This is a genomic window from Lysobacter sp., from assembly GCF_035655815.1.
GTDB lineage: Bacteria > Pseudomonadota > Gammaproteobacteria > Xanthomonadales > Xanthomonadaceae > Lysobacter_J.
In genome coordinates, this window is record NZ_DASRTS010000033.1 from 1 (window position 1) to 15,497 (window position 15,497).

General features: G+C 67.8%; 14 protein-coding genes and 1 pseudogene. 11 read left to right on the top strand and 4 right to left on the bottom strand.

What is annotated here, in order from left to right; translation table 11 throughout:
* The 7 genes and pseudogenes from VFE83_RS09125 to VFE83_RS09155 all read left to right on the top strand — a co-directional run.
* Positions 1 to 1,069, top strand: a pseudogene (locus VFE83_RS09125) (vanadium-dependent haloperoxidase); the annotation flags it as partial.
* Between the two features lie 351 nt (positions 1,070 to 1,420).
* Positions 1,421 to 2,068, top strand: a complete 648-nt coding sequence (locus VFE83_RS09130; protein ID WP_324905358.1) for a hypothetical protein — start codon at positions 1,421 to 1,423, stop codon at positions 2,066 to 2,068.
* Entirely contained in the window at positions 2,065 to 3,417 is a 1,353-nt protein-coding gene (locus tag VFE83_RS09135) for an XVIPCD domain-containing protein (RefSeq protein WP_324905300.1), read from the top strand. Before VFE83_RS09130 ends, VFE83_RS09135 begins: the two co-directional genes overlap by 4 nt.
* Before the next feature lie 432 nt (positions 3,418 to 3,849).
* Positions 3,850 to 4,596, top strand: coding sequence for a glucose 1-dehydrogenase (locus tag VFE83_RS09140; RefSeq protein WP_324905302.1), 747 nt, complete (start codon positions 3,850 to 3,852; stop codon positions 4,594 to 4,596).
* A gap of 258 nt (positions 4,597 to 4,854) precedes the next feature.
* Complete coding sequence (locus tag VFE83_RS09145) at positions 4,855 to 5,886, top strand: hypothetical protein (RefSeq protein ID WP_324905304.1); 1,032 nt, start codon at positions 4,855 to 4,857, stop codon at positions 5,884 to 5,886.
* Between the two features lie 120 nt (positions 5,887 to 6,006).
* Positions 6,007 to 6,804, top strand: coding sequence for a hypothetical protein (locus VFE83_RS09150; protein ID WP_324905306.1), 798 nt, complete (start codon positions 6,007 to 6,009; stop codon positions 6,802 to 6,804).
* The gene (locus VFE83_RS09155) at positions 6,801 to 7,133 is read left to right on the top strand and encodes a hypothetical protein (RefSeq protein ID WP_324905308.1); all 333 of its coding nucleotides are present in this window, start codon (positions 6,801 to 6,803) and stop codon (positions 7,131 to 7,133) included. Before VFE83_RS09150 ends, VFE83_RS09155 begins: the two co-directional genes overlap by 4 nt.
* Positions 7,134 to 7,138: 5 nt before the next feature.
* Here VFE83_RS09155 and VFE83_RS09160 read toward each other — a convergent pair whose 3' ends face one another.
* On the bottom strand, positions 7,139 to 7,990 hold the full coding sequence (locus VFE83_RS09160) for a hypothetical protein (protein WP_324905310.1): 852 nt from the start codon (positions 7,988 to 7,990) through the stop codon (positions 7,139 to 7,141).
* 398 nt (positions 7,991 to 8,388) lie between these two features.
* A complete protein-coding gene (locus tag VFE83_RS09165; RefSeq protein WP_324905313.1) occupies positions 8,389 to 8,802 on the bottom strand; it encodes a DUF2784 domain-containing protein in 414 nt (137 codons plus the stop codon).
* A gap of 76 nt (positions 8,803 to 8,878) precedes the next feature.
* Here VFE83_RS09165 and VFE83_RS09170 point away from each other — a divergent pair, with 76 nt between their 5' ends.
* Positions 8,879 to 9,505, top strand: a complete 627-nt coding sequence (locus VFE83_RS09170) for an HAD-IA family hydrolase (RefSeq protein WP_324905315.1) — start codon at positions 8,879 to 8,881, stop codon at positions 9,503 to 9,505.
* Positions 9,506 to 9,514: 9 nt separating this feature from the next.
* Here the strand turns inward: VFE83_RS09170 and VFE83_RS09175 are convergent, their stop codons facing one another.
* Complete coding sequence (locus VFE83_RS09175; RefSeq protein WP_324905317.1) at positions 9,515 to 10,339, bottom strand: AraC family transcriptional regulator; 825 nt, start codon at positions 10,337 to 10,339, stop codon at positions 9,515 to 9,517.
* Positions 10,340 to 10,503: 164 nt separating this feature from the next.
* Between VFE83_RS09175 and VFE83_RS09180 the strand changes: the two genes are divergently transcribed.
* Positions 10,504 to 11,391 carry an NAD(P)-dependent oxidoreductase gene (locus tag VFE83_RS09180; protein ID WP_324905319.1) on the top strand — a complete coding sequence of 296 codons (888 nt, stop codon included), beginning with the start codon at positions 10,504 to 10,506 and terminating at the stop codon, positions 11,389 to 11,391.
* Positions 11,392 to 11,706: 315 nt separating this feature from the next.
* Positions 11,707 to 12,927, top strand: a complete 1,221-nt coding sequence (locus tag VFE83_RS09185; protein ID WP_324905321.1) for an MFS transporter — start codon at positions 11,707 to 11,709, stop codon at positions 12,925 to 12,927.
* Positions 12,928 to 12,937: 10 nt separating this feature from the next.
* Here VFE83_RS09185 and VFE83_RS09190 read toward each other — a convergent pair whose 3' ends face one another.
* On the bottom strand, positions 12,938 to 14,155 hold the full coding sequence (locus tag VFE83_RS09190) for a serine hydrolase domain-containing protein (protein WP_324905322.1): 1,218 nt from the start codon (positions 14,153 to 14,155) through the stop codon (positions 12,938 to 12,940).
* A gap of 196 nt (positions 14,156 to 14,351) precedes the next feature.
* On the opposite strand from VFE83_RS09190, the gene VFE83_RS09195 reads away from it, so the two are divergent.
* The gene (locus VFE83_RS09195) at positions 14,352 to 15,494 is read left to right on the top strand and encodes a PAS domain-containing sensor histidine kinase (protein ID WP_324905325.1); all 1,143 of its coding nucleotides are present in this window, start codon (positions 14,352 to 14,354) and stop codon (positions 15,492 to 15,494) included.
* Positions 15,495 to 15,497: the final 3 nt, after the last annotated feature.

Consider the following 15,497-nt stretch of genomic DNA (forward strand, 5'->3'; position numbering starts at 1 on the left):
CGGCGCACTGCCGCCAGCGCCGACGCCGGCCGAGGCCACCAATCGCGCCAACGCGATCACGGCCATCAACGCTGCGTTCGACGCCGCCATCGGCCCGGGTGCGCCCAGTGCATCGGAAGCCGCGGGCATTGCCGTCGGCGATGCCGCGGCCGACGCGGTGCTCGCGCTGCGCTACGCCGACAACGGCCTGGGTGGACTGGGGCCGATCGACGGCTCGGGCACGCCGAACTCGCCGCCGTACGCATTGCCGCCCGGGCCCGGCGTGCACCAGGCCACGCCCGCGCCGGAATTCCCGGCGTCCACCACGCCGGCGTTCACCGGCTGGTCGCTGGTGACGCCGTTCGCCGTGGCCAGTGCGTCGCAGTTCCGCGCGCCGCCGGGCCGCATCTTCAATCTCCGCAGCGGGCAGTACGCGACGGAATACAACTACGTGAAGCAGGTGGGCGACGCGCGCGTACGCGGTGCCAATCCCGATTCGCAGATGAGCGACATCCCGCGCTGGTGGGCCGGCGGCGGCCTGGACTGGAACGCCAATGCACGCGCCATCGCCGCCGGTCGCGGACTGGACCGCTGGCAGCACGCGCGCCTGTTCGCGTTGCTCAACATGGCCGTGGCCGACGCGCTGGTCACCAACATCGAGAGCAAGTACGTCTACAACTTCTGGCGACCGGTCACCGCGATCCGCTGGGCCGACGACGGCAACCCGCGCACGCGTTCGGATCCGACCTGGCGTCCGTTCCTGCAGACACCGCCGTATCCGGACTATCCGTGTGCGTCCACCTCGATGACGGGCGCGGCCGCGCAGACGTTGCGCCGCTACTTCAATCGCGACGCGCTGGCGTTCACCCGCACCGTGAACGCCGGCGTCCTGCCACTGCCGGCTCCATTGCTGGACCTGCCTGCCAAGCCCATCACGCGCACGTACCACTCGATGACCACAGCGGAACACGAACAGGCCATGGGCCGCGTCTATGCGGGCATCCACTTCACCGAGGGCTGCACGGCGGGCCTGCGCGCCGGCAACAAGATCGCCGACTGGGTGTTCCGCTACTACCTGCGACCACAGTGACCGCCTGACAGGGGGGCTTCGACGGGACGGCGTGGCGCGCGGTCCCGTCGATGTTTTGTGTGGAGTCCGCGCGTGAGCAGCGTGGTTCCCGAAGTGGACGTGCGGACAGCACTCTGCGGCGACAGTGGAACGCCTCGCCGCGACATGCCCGCAGGCGTAAGGCGCACGAAGCCCGGCTGGTAAATCGCGATGGCATCGATGCATCTCGCTCGTGTCTCCTGTCTCCTGACAGTGACAGTCGCGGCGGAACTGGCGAGTCCGTCGCACAATCTCCATGCGCGATTGACGTGTCGCATTGCGGCCGATAGCGTCAGCCCGTCACCCCGCCATGGAGGCCCGGCCTTGCGCCAGATGACGATTCCGTGCCTGATGGCCCTGTGCATTTCCGCTTGCAGCGCATCAGAGACGAGCATGAACCAGAACCTTTCATCCGAATCCGGCCTGCAGCCCGTTGTGCAGGACCGCGGACTTGCCAAGCTCAATCCCAATCCGAAGCAGGCGTACGAGATCGTGCTGACGATCGAGAACGCGCCGGGACCGTTCGCCGTGGTCGAAGGCCGCGCGCAGTACGACGTGATCAACGAGGACGAATGCGGCCACGTCAACCCGACGTCGGGCACCGCGGAGCGCATCACCAGCAACGAACCGTTCGTACTGAAGAAGGTGTCCGACACCGAGTACCGCGGCACCATCTACTTCGACCTGATGCAGGATGAGGACTACTACGGGCGCGGCGTGTGCCGATGGGAGATGACCGAGGTGCGGGCCAAGCTTCGTGCCAGCGGAGCCGAAGGCGAGACGTACTTCGTCCCATCAATCAGCAGGGACAAGGTGGTTGGAGGCGACGTCGTCGATCTCTACTTCTGGAGTGGCCGCTATCCGCGATCGGAAATGGACAACTTCCCCGCGTTTGGCAGCGCTGACCCCACGGAGTTCAAGCCCGAGATCCGCGATGAGCTGTTCACCGTCAGGATCAGGGCCGGGGAGGGCCAGCCGTGACAATCCCTTCCCAACTCTATGCAGGCTTGGCTGACGACGCTTATGTCGACCGGAGAACCGGCCGGAGAGCGCCCGATGATACGGAGGCCGTTTGGCTGGGCGGCGTCCAGTTCAGAGTGATCGAGCACGTAAACAACAGATCGAACGGGTACCAGGGCACGGTCTACCAACGCGTAGACACGAACGAGGTTGTCGTTTCGCATCGCGGAACCGAGGAGTTGTATCGTGATGGCGTGCTGGCGGATGGCTCCATGGTGTTTGAGCGAACCAACCCGCAGGCGCGCGATGCCATCGAACTGACAAGACGGGCAATGGAGTACGCGCGAGAGCAGGGCCAAGAGTTTGGCCGCGCTCCACAAGTCACCGTCACCGGTCATTCCCTCGGTGGTGCACTGGCACAGATCAGTGCACATCACTTCGATCTGAAGGGCGAGACCTTCAACGCCTACGGCGCGCACAGCCTCGGCTATCGCATTCCCGAGGGCGGGAACGCGATGGTGAACCACGTGATGGCGACGGATGTGGTCAGTGCGGCATCGGGCCATTACGGCCAGGTGCGCGTGTACGCCACCCCGGATGAGGTCACGCGCCTGCAGCTTGGCGGATTCGGCAACAGCAAGTGGTCCATCCTCACGCCGGATCATCCCATTGCGGTCGCGGCGGCGTCGCTCGGCTCGCACAGCATGCACAACTTCCTGGACAAGGATGGCGAGGGCAGGCCGGACCGTTCGGTCCTCGGCGATGCGGCGGCACTGGATCGTGCGAGCCGGAATCACCGCATGATCAACGAGTATCGCGACGACGTGCGCGAACTGCGGGCGACCGTCACCGTGCTGTCGCGCAATCCCCTGGAGACCGCCAGGGATGTGATCGACGGAATCCGCGGTCCGCTGGAGCCGGGCGAACCGGCACGGCGCGAGCAGCGCGAGCAGCGTCCGCAGCGCGAAGGAGCATTGCGGATCGACAACCCCGGCCACGCCGCTTTCCCGTTGTTCCAGGATGCCGAACGGGGCGTGCTGGCGCAGGACGCGAAGGTGGGGCGCACGCCCGACACGCACAGCCGCCAGCTCGCCGGCGCGCTCGCCGCGGAAATGTACGGCGCGGGCGGACAACGCATCGACGCGGTGGTGATGAGCACCGATGCCACGCGCACCTTCGCCGTGCAGGGCAGCCTCGACGACCCGGCGCACCTGCGCGTGAACGTGCCCACCATGACCGCGATGCAGACGCCGCTGGAAGAGAGCACGCAACGCGTCGAGCAGCAGGTTGCCCTACGGGCGCTCGCGCAAGAGCAGTCGCAGATGGTCGAGCGACAGCAGCACGGCCCGCGCAGCATCGCGATGGGTTGATGGATGTGGGGGCACGTGATGCGGCTTCGTGTCGCGTGAGCGGCGGCCGGTTGGAGTGGTTGGCCTGCGCTCCAGGTGACCTGCACATCGTCTTCGAAGGGCAATGCCTGGCATGGCACGCTCATCGTTGATGATCAGGCGCATCAGGACGCACCAACACCGCATGCGACGCTCGACGCGACGCTGTACGTGCTTGTGGCACACGGCGCCAGCAGTACTGCGCGCCCGGCGCTGATGATCAAGCCCCATGACAGCGGTCGCGCCGGTGCGCGACGCCGCTGACCGCTGGGAGTCGATGTCCCAGCCACGGGATTCTTCCTCCCCGATGGGGCGCCTTATGCGGGCGAGCCAGGCGCCCCACTCCTGATGGCAGCGAGTTGCCGCGGCCCTGCCGCGAGCGACGCGCTCAACCCTCTCCCATCAGGAACTCCAATGAGCAAGCTCGCAGGAAAAGTGGCTGTCGTGACCGGTGCGTCGAAGGGCATCGGTGCCGGCATCGCCCAGGCTCTGGCCGCCGAAGGTGCGGCCGTCGTCGTGAACTACGCGACCAGCAAGGCCGGCGCGGACGCGGTGGTCGAACGCATCGTCCAGGCCGGTGGCAGGGCCATCGCGGTGAAGGCCGACGTCTCCAGTGCCGTCGAAGCGAAGGCCCTGGTCGACGCGGCGGTGCAGGAATTCGGCCGCCTGGACGTGCTGGTCAACAACTCCGGCGTGTACGAAGTCGCGCCGCTGGAGGAAGTTACCGAGGCGTCGTTCCGCCGCCAGTTCGACATCAACGTGCTGGGTCTGTTGCTGACCACGCAGGCCGCTGCCAGCCATCTCGGCGAGGGCGGCAGCGTCATCAACATCGGTTCGCTGGTGACCACCATCGTGCCGGCCGGCATGTCGGTGTACACCGGCACCAAGGGCGCGGTGGATGCGATCACCGGTGTCCTGTCGCGCGAACTGGGCCCGCGTGGCATCCGCATCAACTCCATCAACCCCGGCATGGTCGAAACCGAAGGCACGCATACGGCCGGCTTCATCGGTTCCGACTTCCAGAGCCACATCGTGTCGCAGACGCCACTGGGCCGTATCGGCCAGCCGGACGACATCGCCTCGATCGCGGTGTTCCTGGCGTCCGACGATTCGCGCTGGCTGACGGGCCAGCTGATCGGCGCGGGTGGTGGGTTCCGCTGAGTGGCTGACACGCGTGGGCCTGTTCCTGCGGGAAGGGGCCCACGCGTCGCGGGTGTTCGTGTTGCGCTGAGTATTCCTGCGAAAGCATGAAACGTCCCTGGATTCCCGCCTTCGCGGGAATGACGAGCCAAAGGCAACGCCAGCAGCGTTGCACGGGCACTGGCGAGTGCCTTGTGGCCGTCACGCCGGGATGCGTTAATCGCCCGGCCGGCAGGGGACCTCCGACGGAGGTGGGCCGGCTTCCAACAGGGGGATTGCATGCGCGCTGGTGCACGGACGGCGGTGGTTGGGTGGCTGTTGACGATGGGTTGTGCAGGACTGGCAGCGCCTGCCAGGGCAGCCGACAACGCAGCGGAGGCCGCGGCCGCCAGCGATTTCGTGGTGACGCAGTTCCACGGGTCGTTGCGCGACAAACCGGTGGTCCTGCCCGCCGGCGTCGCGTTCGCGAACGCGCTGATCCGGCACTGCGGCGTGCCGATGACGGAGGTTGCGCCAGGCTCCGCTCCGCCGCCTGACAAGGCGATGATCTCGTATGCGATCAATCCGGCCGCGGGTGCGATCGTGGTGACATGGGCCATGAAGAAGCTGGCGGCCTATGCGACCAACCGGGCCGAGCAGAACCTCAAGAAGTACACGGTGGCGTACCGCAACCAGCCGGGCTATCGGGACCTGTCTGCACAGGGCTGGAGCAGCGACGCGGTTCCGCAGAGCTGCGTGATCGCACAGCGCATCTACTGTGATGACGAAGCCGTACGCGAAATCGGGAAGTGTCCGGTGGATCGCCGCAAGGTTGGTGCTTCGCTCGCGTTGGCCATGCGACGCCACGAAGGTGCGCTGCAGGTGCTGCCGCTGGCATACCGGTTCGATCGCTTCGTCCCCAAGCATTCCAAGGGCAAGGTCACGTTCTCGGCGGGCTTTGCCGTGCAGGCCATCGGCGCGCAGAACGGAGCCGGCTACCACTGGACCAGCAAGTTGAATGGTCAGGAGCGCGTGGTGCTGGACGGCGAATGCGAGGCACACGGCGATCGCACGCCGATGAAGTCGTGCGAGAAGGCCTACGACTTGGACTGGGCGAAGGCGGTCGCGCTGCCGATGCCGCCCAGCCTGCCGGAAGGGTCGGGCAAGTCGCTGGCTGCGCTGGAAGTGACCGTGGCCGAAGTGGGCCGTCCCAGCCGCATGGCGAAGCTGGCCGCGGCATTCTTCAAGGACACGGAAGAAGACACGTCGGCGGCGCTGGCGGAGGCGCTGAACAAGCAGTGGAAGCTGGGCGAATTCGCCAAGGACGAGTGATTGGCCGCGCTGGCGGTCGCGATGGCGCCGTCCGTCTTCGACTTCCGTGCAGCGCACGACGTCCAAGGCGGACGGTGTTCGGGGAACAGTCGTAGCGTACTGATGGGGAGATGAGTTGGCATGGAACGCATGAGCCGCAAGCACGTACCCAATCGCTTTCCTGCAGCGCTTCGCGCCATGCTGCTCGTCTTCAGCGTCCTGGCGCTGTTCTATGCGGTGGCCGAACTGGCCATCGGTTACACCTACCTGCCTGGCAAGCGTGGCGGCATGCTGCTGTCCGGCGTACCAACGCTGTGCATCGCGGCCGGCTCGCTGTTGCTGTGCCTGTCGGCGCTGCTGGTGGTGGTGGATCACTACGACACGCGCGACAACGAGGGGCGCTACAAGCGATTGCGGGCCCAGGCACTCAAGACCGGTGCGGTGCTGATCGTGATCGCGCCGTTGATCGAGATCGCGCTGATATTCGTGCGCGTGGGCTCGGGTGCGGAACCGCTATCGCCTGCCGGATTCGCTGCCGACGTGACCTGGCACGACGGCACCATGAAACCTTACGCCGGCAAGGTCGCAGCCATCACAGACAGTGGCTTCTTCATGGGAACGCTGGGGGTGACGTTCGTGATTGCGGTGGTTGCCATGATTGCCGAGAAACGCAAGATCCAGTCGATGCGCCGGTTCAACGCCCTCGCGATTCTTGGGTTCTGCGCCATGTTGGCGATGGTCCTGATACTGACCACTTGTGAACAATTTCTCGACGGTGAAGTACGCATGCATGGGTCCGGCACGATCTATACCGCGCGGGAGCACCCGGCCGTTTTCAACGCGGTTCTGCTGACCAAGGGAATGGCCGGACTGGCATTGCTGCTCGTCTGTCCCCTGGCAGCGGTGGGTGTGCTGCGGCAGAAGGCAGCCGGGTCATGATGCTGCTGGTCGGCCAGGGCGAACGCGTGGTCGAGGTGGGGGAGACGGAACAGCACCACTGCCAGCGTTGCGAGCGCGAGACGGACTTCGTTCCGCAGCTGCGCTACCGCTACGGACAGTTCGATGTAGTGTTCGGGTTCGTTTACGCCAAGCGCTATCAACTGGCGTGCAGGCAATGCAACCACGGCTGGATACTGGACACGGCGGAGATGGAGCAGCTAATCGGCCACGTTCCCATCCCGTTCCATCTGCGCTTCGGACCTGTCATCTTCGCGACGTTCGCAGTGGTACTGGCGTCAGCCGTTTACGCCTATCGCCACGCCGGTTGAATGCCTCACGGACGGAAGATGAGGGCCAGGCCGGCAAACGCCGTCGACTCCGCGTCCTCGTCGATGCGCGCGCCGGTGTCGTCCTCGAAGTCGTGGTGGCGGTCGAACTCGCTACCCAGCTGCGCGGCCAGGTGCCAGCGCGGTGCGAACGTCCAGCGGGCGCTCAGCGTCGCGCGCCAGGCTTCGACCACGTAGTCGAACTCGGCGCCGCCGCGTTCGTCGCTGACGACGTGCCAGAAGCGGCCCGCGGGTGCGACGTCGAAGCCGAACTTCCACGCCGGATGCGGCGTCCAGTCCACGCCGGTGCGTGGCCAGCCCAGTTCGAGCGCGATGCCCGGGCTGCGATACAGCGCGGCCAGTTGCGGCCATGCCTGCGGGTCGCCGAAGCGGTCGTCGTAGCCGGCGCCGGCACGCCAGCCCCAACCGGTGTCCGGCAGGCGTTGGGCGACGATGCGTCCGTAGAGGTTGATGTCCTCGCTGCCGCCGCGCGAGAACAGGTCCTTCATGATGTTGGACGACGTGGCGACGGTGGGTGTGGCCTCGACGTGCACACACACGTCGCCCTCGCTCGCCCAGGTCAGCGGAACGGCGAGGCGGTGCAGGTCGCGATCGCGCGTGGGCAGGCCGGTGTAGGAGTAGTGCGTGTAGACGTAGCCGGCTCCTATCGCGAAGCGACCGGCCAGGGCGTTGAAGTCCGGCGTGGTGACGCGCAAGCCCTGTTCACGTCCCGACATGCGCGCGCTGCCCAGATCCGCTTCGGTCAGGCGCAGGTAGTGACCGGTCGCGCTCCAGTCCTGCGCGGGCAACGCCGCGGGCGTGAGCGCGATGCAGATGGCGAGGAGCCGGAAGCGATGCATGCGGCGACCCTCGGGCGGGGACGGCCGAGGATAGCGCCGCGGGTGTTCAGGGCTGGCGAATGTGGCGACGGGTGTCGTGGTGAGGGCACGTTGCCGCCCCTCATCCTTCGACTTCGCAGCTCGCACCCATGCTCACGACGAACGGGAGGCATTGGCCGCACGTTCGACAAGCTGTGCGTGCGTGGCACCCGGGTGCGCTTCGCTTACCCGGACTACGGACATGGCGGTTGCGAACGGTTCGTGCACGAACAAGCTTCGGGGCGTTGCGATGCGTGACTCGATGGGTCGCGAGCAAGCTCGCTCCTACGGACGTGGCGCGCGTTTCATCCGTAGGAGCCAGCTTGCTGGCGACCTGTGCGTCCAGCGCGAACGGACGCTCCATCGGCCAAAAGAGCCGCCTATGCGCGTGTAGCCCTGCGTCGCGGCCGCACCTTGATCCATTCCACCAGCACCAGCAACGCGAACGCGGTGTACGCCGCCACGAAGGTCCACCACGGCGCTTCGAAGAAGATCAGGCGCGAGAGCCAGTGCTCGATGAAGGATTCGGTGTAGACGACCTGTCCGGCGTGCCGGCGCAGGGCCTGCTCCCACACCGTCAGCGGGCACAGCGCGCCAAGCCATGCCTGCAACGCGATGAAGACCGTCAGCAGCACGTGGGCCAGGCGCCAGCGAAAGCCATACACCCAGGGCCATCCGCGCCATGCGCCGATCGGGATCAGCAGTGCGCCCAGCACGACGAACGCGACGACGCCCACGTGCAGCACGAGGATGGCGTCGGCGAGATGCGTGGCCAGCATGGGCGAGGTCGTCATGCGGCGCACTCTATCGCGCGTCGGGTGTGCGCCGCGCATGACGCGCCGTGGCACGCGCCGCGGCTACACTCGGGGCATGAAATACCCGCTGGTCATCTTCGACTTCGACGGCACGCTGGCCGACTCGTTCCCGTTCTTCATGCAGGCGCAGCACGTGCTGGCGCAGCGCCACGGATTCGCGGCGATGCCGGAGGCCCGCCTGGATGCGTTGCGGCGGCTGGGCACGCGCGAGCTGATGCGCGAGATGAACGTGCCTGCGTGGAAGCTGCCGATGGTGGCGGCCGATTTCGTCCGCATGATGCGGCAGGCGCCGCCGGTGCCGCTGTTCGCCGGCGTGCCCGAGGTGCTGCGCGAGTTGCGCGAGGGCGGCATCCGGCTGGGAATCCTGACGTCCAATTCCCTCGACAACGTGCGTCGCGTGCTGGGCGTGGAGCTCATGGCGGCGATCGAGCTGCTCGACGGCGGTGCGCACATGCTCGGCAAGCACCGGCGCATCGCGCGGATGCTGAAGCAGGCGCGCGCACCGGGCACGCAGGCGATCTACATCGGCGACCAGCTCAGCGACGGCGAGGCCGCGCGTCGTGCGGGCGTGGCGTTCGGTGCGGTCGGTTGGGGTTATGCGCATCCGGACTCGCTGCGGGCCGCGCAGCCCGAGGAATTCTTCGACACCGTGCAGGAGCTGGGCCGGTTCGCGATGCGCTGAGCATGTGCGTCATGCCGCGCGCCGGCGCAGCAAGGACGCCGACGTGTCGCCAAGCACCCGGCGAAGGCTGCGCGCCATGTGGCTCTGGTGGGCGAAACCGGCTTCCAGCGCGACCTGGCTGGCGGGCAGCTCACCTTTCGCAAGCAGCGCGCGGGCGCGTTCGACCCGTCGCCGGATCACGTAGGCATGCACGGGCAGGCCCGTGGCCTGCTTGAACTGCGTCTTCAGGTGCGAGGCGCTCAGACTGACGACGTCGGCCAGCCGCGTCAGCGAGAGATCCTGGTCGAGGTTGGCCTCGATGTAATCGGTGAGCCGCTGCAATCGTGCCCGCGGCAGGCCACGCGCCGCCGGCTGCACGATGCGGTGTTGCGCGGCCAGATGCGCCAGCAACGCGGTGGAGAGGCTGTCGGTGTACAGGCGTCCACTCGGTTGGCCCGCGCGACGGTCCGCGTCCAGCGCCCAGGCGAGATGCGCGATGCGCACGTCGCGGAACTGGTGACGCGTGGGCAGGCCCGCATTCCTGTCATCGACGCCCAGCGCTTCGGCGGTGCGCGCGAACAGCGCGGGGGCGAAATGCAGGATCACCGACGTGCTCGCGCCGTCTTCCTGCCACGTATCGCTGCTGCCGGCCGGCAGCAGGTCGACGTCGCCATGCGCGTAACGGAAACGAGTGGTGCCGCACTCGCCGGTTACCGCGCGCCCGGTGTGCACCTTGACGCGGTGCGTGTCGATGGCTTCCAGCACGACGGGGCCGGGACGGGTCACGTGCCGTTCCACCTGCACGTCGGCCGGCAGGCGCATGCGCGGATGGGACATCACCGAAGGTGCGGGCATGGCGGTGCTCCACGGGAAGACGCGGCGATTATCGGCAGCGGTTTGGACCGGTGCCGCGGACACACTGTCCCAGTGTCCGGATGTGCTCGCGTTGCGTCCGATCCTGCGCGAACGATGCGTGTGTGCAGCCGACGATGGCGGCTCCTTTCCTTTGGAGCACTCATATGTCGACCGACAACACGAAACACGCCACCGTCATCGGGCTGGGGCAGATGGGCAGCACGCTCGCGCGCCTGCTGCTGGAGGCCGGTTACCGCGTCACGGTCTGGAACCGCACTTCCACCAGGGCCGATCCGCTCGTCGCGCTCGGTGCGGTGCTGGCGCCGACGCCGCTGGCCGCCGTGCAGGCCAGCGACGTCGTCATCGTCTGCGTCCACGACTACGCGGCCGCGGACGCGATCCTGCGCGACGCCGCCATCGCGTCGGCGATGCGCGGCAAGCTGCTGTTGCAGCTCACCACCGGCAGCCCCGCCGAGGCGCGGGCGAGCGATGCGTGGATGCGCGCGAATGGCGGCCATTACTTCGATGGCGCGATCCAGGCCGCGCCCAGCCAGATGGGCCGGCCCGACACGCCGATCCTGCTGTCGGGCGAGGGGGCGATGTGGCGCGAGCACGAGCCGCTGCTGCGCGTGTTCGGCGGCGGCCTCGGCTATCTGGGCGAGGACCCGGGTGCGGCCGCAGCGATGGACATGGCGACGCTGTCGTACATCTACGGCGCGATGATCGGTTTCCTGCACGGCGCGCGCATCGCCGAGTCGGAGGGTTTCGGCGTGGATCGCTACGGCGAACTGGTGGCGGGCATCGCGCCGACGTTCGCGGATTTCCTGAAGTACGAGGCCGACGTGATCCACTCCGGCGATTTCCGGGTCGGCGAGAGCCCGCTCAGCATTTCGGTGGAAGCCACGGCCCGCATTGCCGAGGCGGCGCGGCAGTCGGGCATCAACGGGGAGTTCCCGCGTTTCGTGGCGGACCTGTTCCGGCGCGCGGCGGAGGCGGGCTTTGCGGACGAGGAGGCGGCGGCGTTGATCAAGGTGTTGCGGGCCGGCGGGTAATGGTCGGACAAGGAGCGTCACCTGCTGGCCGCAGATTGATGGGTGGTGTGGCGTGTGCCATGAACGGGCGCTTCGCGACCCATCTTTCGGCGCTTCGCGCCACCTTCTCCCACAAGGGGAGAAGGGAAGCGTCACTGCTTCGCCCAACGTGGGGCGACTTGCGGCCAACACCTCTCCCCTTGTGGGAGAGGTCGACGCGCGAAGCGCGTCGGGAGAGGAAGCGCAGCGCCGCCATTTTTCGCGAAAGGAGCACCCCGCGGGCCGACGTTCACGGATGCGTTCGCTTCCCATGCTGCGCTGCAGCATAATGACGGCATGACCGACGCCGTATCCCCCTCCGTTTCGCCCGTGCTCTCGCCCCGACAGGTCACGCTGATCCTGTTCGCCCTGGCGATGGGCGGGTTCGCCATCGGGACCAGCGAGTTCGTCGTGATGGGGCTGATTACCGAGATCGCCCGCAGCATGGGCGTGACCGAGCCGCAGGTCGGGCACGTGATCAGCGCCTACGCGCTGGGCGTGGTGGTGGGCGCACCGCTGCTGGCGATCCTGGGCTCGCGGCTGTCGCGGCGCAGCCTGCTGCTGGCGCTGATGGGCTTCTACGCGCTGGGCAACCTCGCCAGTGCGCTCGCGCCGGACTACTTCACGCTGATGCTGGCGCGCTTCATCGCCGGGCTGCCGCACGGCGCGTATTTCGGCATCGCGGCGCTGGTGGCGGCGCGGATCAGCCCACCCGAGCAGCGCGGCGCCGCCGTCGGCCGGGTGATGCTGGGCCTGTCGATCGCGCTGCTGGTGGGCAATCCGCTGGCGACGTGGCTGGGGCAGGCCTTTGGCTGGCGCTGGGCGTTCGCGCTGGTATCGGTGATCGCGCTGGCGACGGTCGCGATGACCCTGCGCGTGCTGCCGCGCGGCATGAATGCGCCGCGTCCGGATGTGCTGCGTGAGCTGCGCGACTTCAACCGCAAGCCGGTGTGGCTGGCGCTGGGCATCGGCGCGATCGGCTTCGCGGGCATGTTCTGCGTCTTCAGTTATCTGGCGCCCACGCTGGTGCACGTGACCGGCGTGCGCGAATCGTTCGTGCCGTTCGGGCTGATCGCGTTCGGCATCGGTGGCATCGTTGGCACGCTCGCCGGCGGCTGGCTGTTTGATCGCCTGCAGTTCCGCGCCGCGGCGCTGGTGCTGGTGTGGTCGGTGGTGGTGCTGCTGGCGTGGCCGCTGGCCGCGTTGTCGCCGTGGACCGTGCTGCCGGGCATCCTGCTGGTGGCGACGATGGGCGCGCTGGCGACCATCCTGCAGGCGCATCTGATGGACGTGGCGGCGCAGGCGCAGACGCTCGCTGCGGCCTCCAACCATTCGGCGTTCAACGCGGCCAATGCGCTGGGGCCGTGGCTGGGCGGCATGGCGATCACCGCCGGGCATGGCTGGACGTCGACCGGCGTGGTCGGTGCGGCGACTGCCGTCGGCGGCCTGCTGATCTACGCCTGGGCCCGTCGCGATGCCCGCACGCGCGAGGCGCTGGCGCTGGAAGGCGAGGGCTGAGCCGCGGCTTCTACGGCTGCGGCGCCGCCAGGACTTCCTCGATCCGCCGGAATGCCGAACGCGATCCGGGTTCCGCGTCTTCCACGCCGGTGGCGAAATACGCCACGCCGGTGCCGTGTTCACGATCGACCCACAGGCCGGACAGCAGCCCGTATGCGGCGCCGGCATGGCCGATGCGTTCGACGCCGTCGCCGAACGGATCGTCGCGGCAGCCTTCGCGCCGCGTCGCCAGCGTCTGCACGGCCAGTCCGTAGCGGCAGAAGAAGCCGCGCTGCGACTGGCTGCTGTCGTCCTCCTCGATGGTCAGGCCGTTGCCAGGCGCATAGGTCCACACCGGTTGCCTGAGCGTGCGCATCGAGGCATGCGTGAGCAGGCGCACGCCGTCCACTTCGCCGTCGCCCAGCAGCAGCCGGCCGATCTTCGCCAGGCCGTTGGCGGAGATGCGCAGGCCGCCCTGCGGCGAGAACAGCGCGCCGTTGCGGCCCGCCACCCAGCGTGAAAGATCGCAGCTGCCATCGGCGGCGCGATTGACCGCGCAGTCGGGCTTGCGCCCGCGGTGATCGTCGCGCACGGCCTTGCGCTGTGCGTCGTACAGCACCACCGCACGCGCGGTCGCATCCTGGCTGCAGGTTTCCCAGTTGAAGCACGCGTCCAGGTCCAGCGGCTTGAACACCAGGCGCTGCATCAGGCGGTCGAAGCGCTCGCCGGTGGCCTTCTCCATCGCCGCAGCCACCAGCGGAAAGCCCACGTTGGCGTAGCGGAAGAACGTGCCCGGCGCATGCGCGGCATCCCATGCTCGCGCATCGCGGGTGATGTCCTGCAACGCACCATCCAGCGGCACCTGGTGGTAACCGGCCTCATCCGTCAGGCCGGCACGATGCGACAGCAGCATGCGCAGGGTGATTGGCACATCGGGAAACCGCGGATGGCGCAGTGGCGCCCCGAGCAGCGTGGACACGTCGGCGTCCAGGTCGAGCCGGCCCTGTTCGACCAGCCGCATCGCGCCCAGCGCGGTGACCAGCTTGGAGATCGAGGCCACGCGCACGGGGTCGTCCGCTGTGACCGGGCGTGCCTGCGCGATGTCGGCCAGCCCCTGCGCCTGCACCGAGGTCAGCCGTTCGCGATCGAAGCCCACGCGGACGGACGCTACGGGTTCGGCCGCGACGAGCAGGCCGCTGACCGTCATCAATGCCAATGCGATGGCGTAGCGCAGGACGAAAGTACGCATGGACGGCTCCTGGATTGCCCATACAGCCTAGCGGCATTTCCGGAGGCTTCGCTGGTTGATGGCTCCGGTTGGCACGCAGACGTGTTGCATCGCTGCAACGCGGCTGCGGCGTGATGATGAATATCGCCGCGTTTTCTTCACGCGCATGTGCACCTTCGGGCGCAGACTGCCGTCAATGCCCCGGGGAGCGACTGCGATGCAGACCGACATGGGCACCCCGGCGGTCGATGACCAGGTCATCAAGGACATGCTCTGGGCCTTCGCCGTGCGGTCGCCCGAGCACGCCATCCTGCTGATCGACGCAGACGGCGAGGTCACGTGGTCCAACGCGGGGGCCGAACTCATCCTCGGTGCCAACGACGGTGGCCTGGTCGGCCAGAACATGGCGCAGTTCTTCACCCAGCGCGATGCGGCCGCCGGCATTCCGCAGCACGAACGTGTCGAGGCGCGCCATCGCGGCACCGCCACGGACGACCGCTGGCTGGTGCGGATGGACGGATCGCGCTTCTGGGCATCGGGCGTCACGGTGTACCTGGGCGAGCTGTCGTGCTGCAGTTTCCTCAAGGCGTTCCGCGACCTCACCGAGTTCAAGATGCAGCTGGAAGCCAACCGCGAGCGCTTCCTCGCCGCGCGCGATGCCAGCGAGGGCAAGAGCGCGGCCATCGCACTGCTCGCGCACGAACTGCGCAATCCGCTGTCCGGTATCAGCCTGGCGGCGTCGCTGATGCAGCACCGCAGTGAGGGCGACTCCAAGTTCGACGAGCCGGTCAACGTGATCCTGCGCAACGTCGAGCTGGCCACGCGGCTGATCACCGACCTGATGGAACACAGCAAGGTCAACGCGGCGCGCTTCCAGCTGGTGCGCAAGCGCGTGGACCTGCGCGAACTGATCGACTCGTCGCTGTGCATCGCGCGGCACCAGATGGAGCAGGACGATCGCCAGGTGCGCGTCCTCCTGCCCAGCCGCCAGATCGAGGTCGAGGTGGACCGCATGCGCATGCAGCAGGTGTTCGTGAACCTGCTGACCAACGCGATCCGCTACACGCCCGAGCCCGGCCGCATCTGGCTCAGCGCCACGCTGGAAGGCCCGGAGGTGATCGTGCGCGTGGTCGATGAAGGCATCGGCATCGAGCCGCAACGCCTGGAGCGGCTGTTCGAGATGTTCACCCTGCCGCGCGTGGAAGGCTCGCGGCTGGGGCTGGGCCTGGGACTGTCGCTGGTGAAGAAGATCGTCGAGCTGCACGGAGGCAGCGTGCAGGCGCGCAGCGAAGGCCCGGGCAAGGGCAGCCAGTTCGTGGTGCGCTTTCCGGCGCGCGCCAACGGATGTACGGGCAAATAGCAG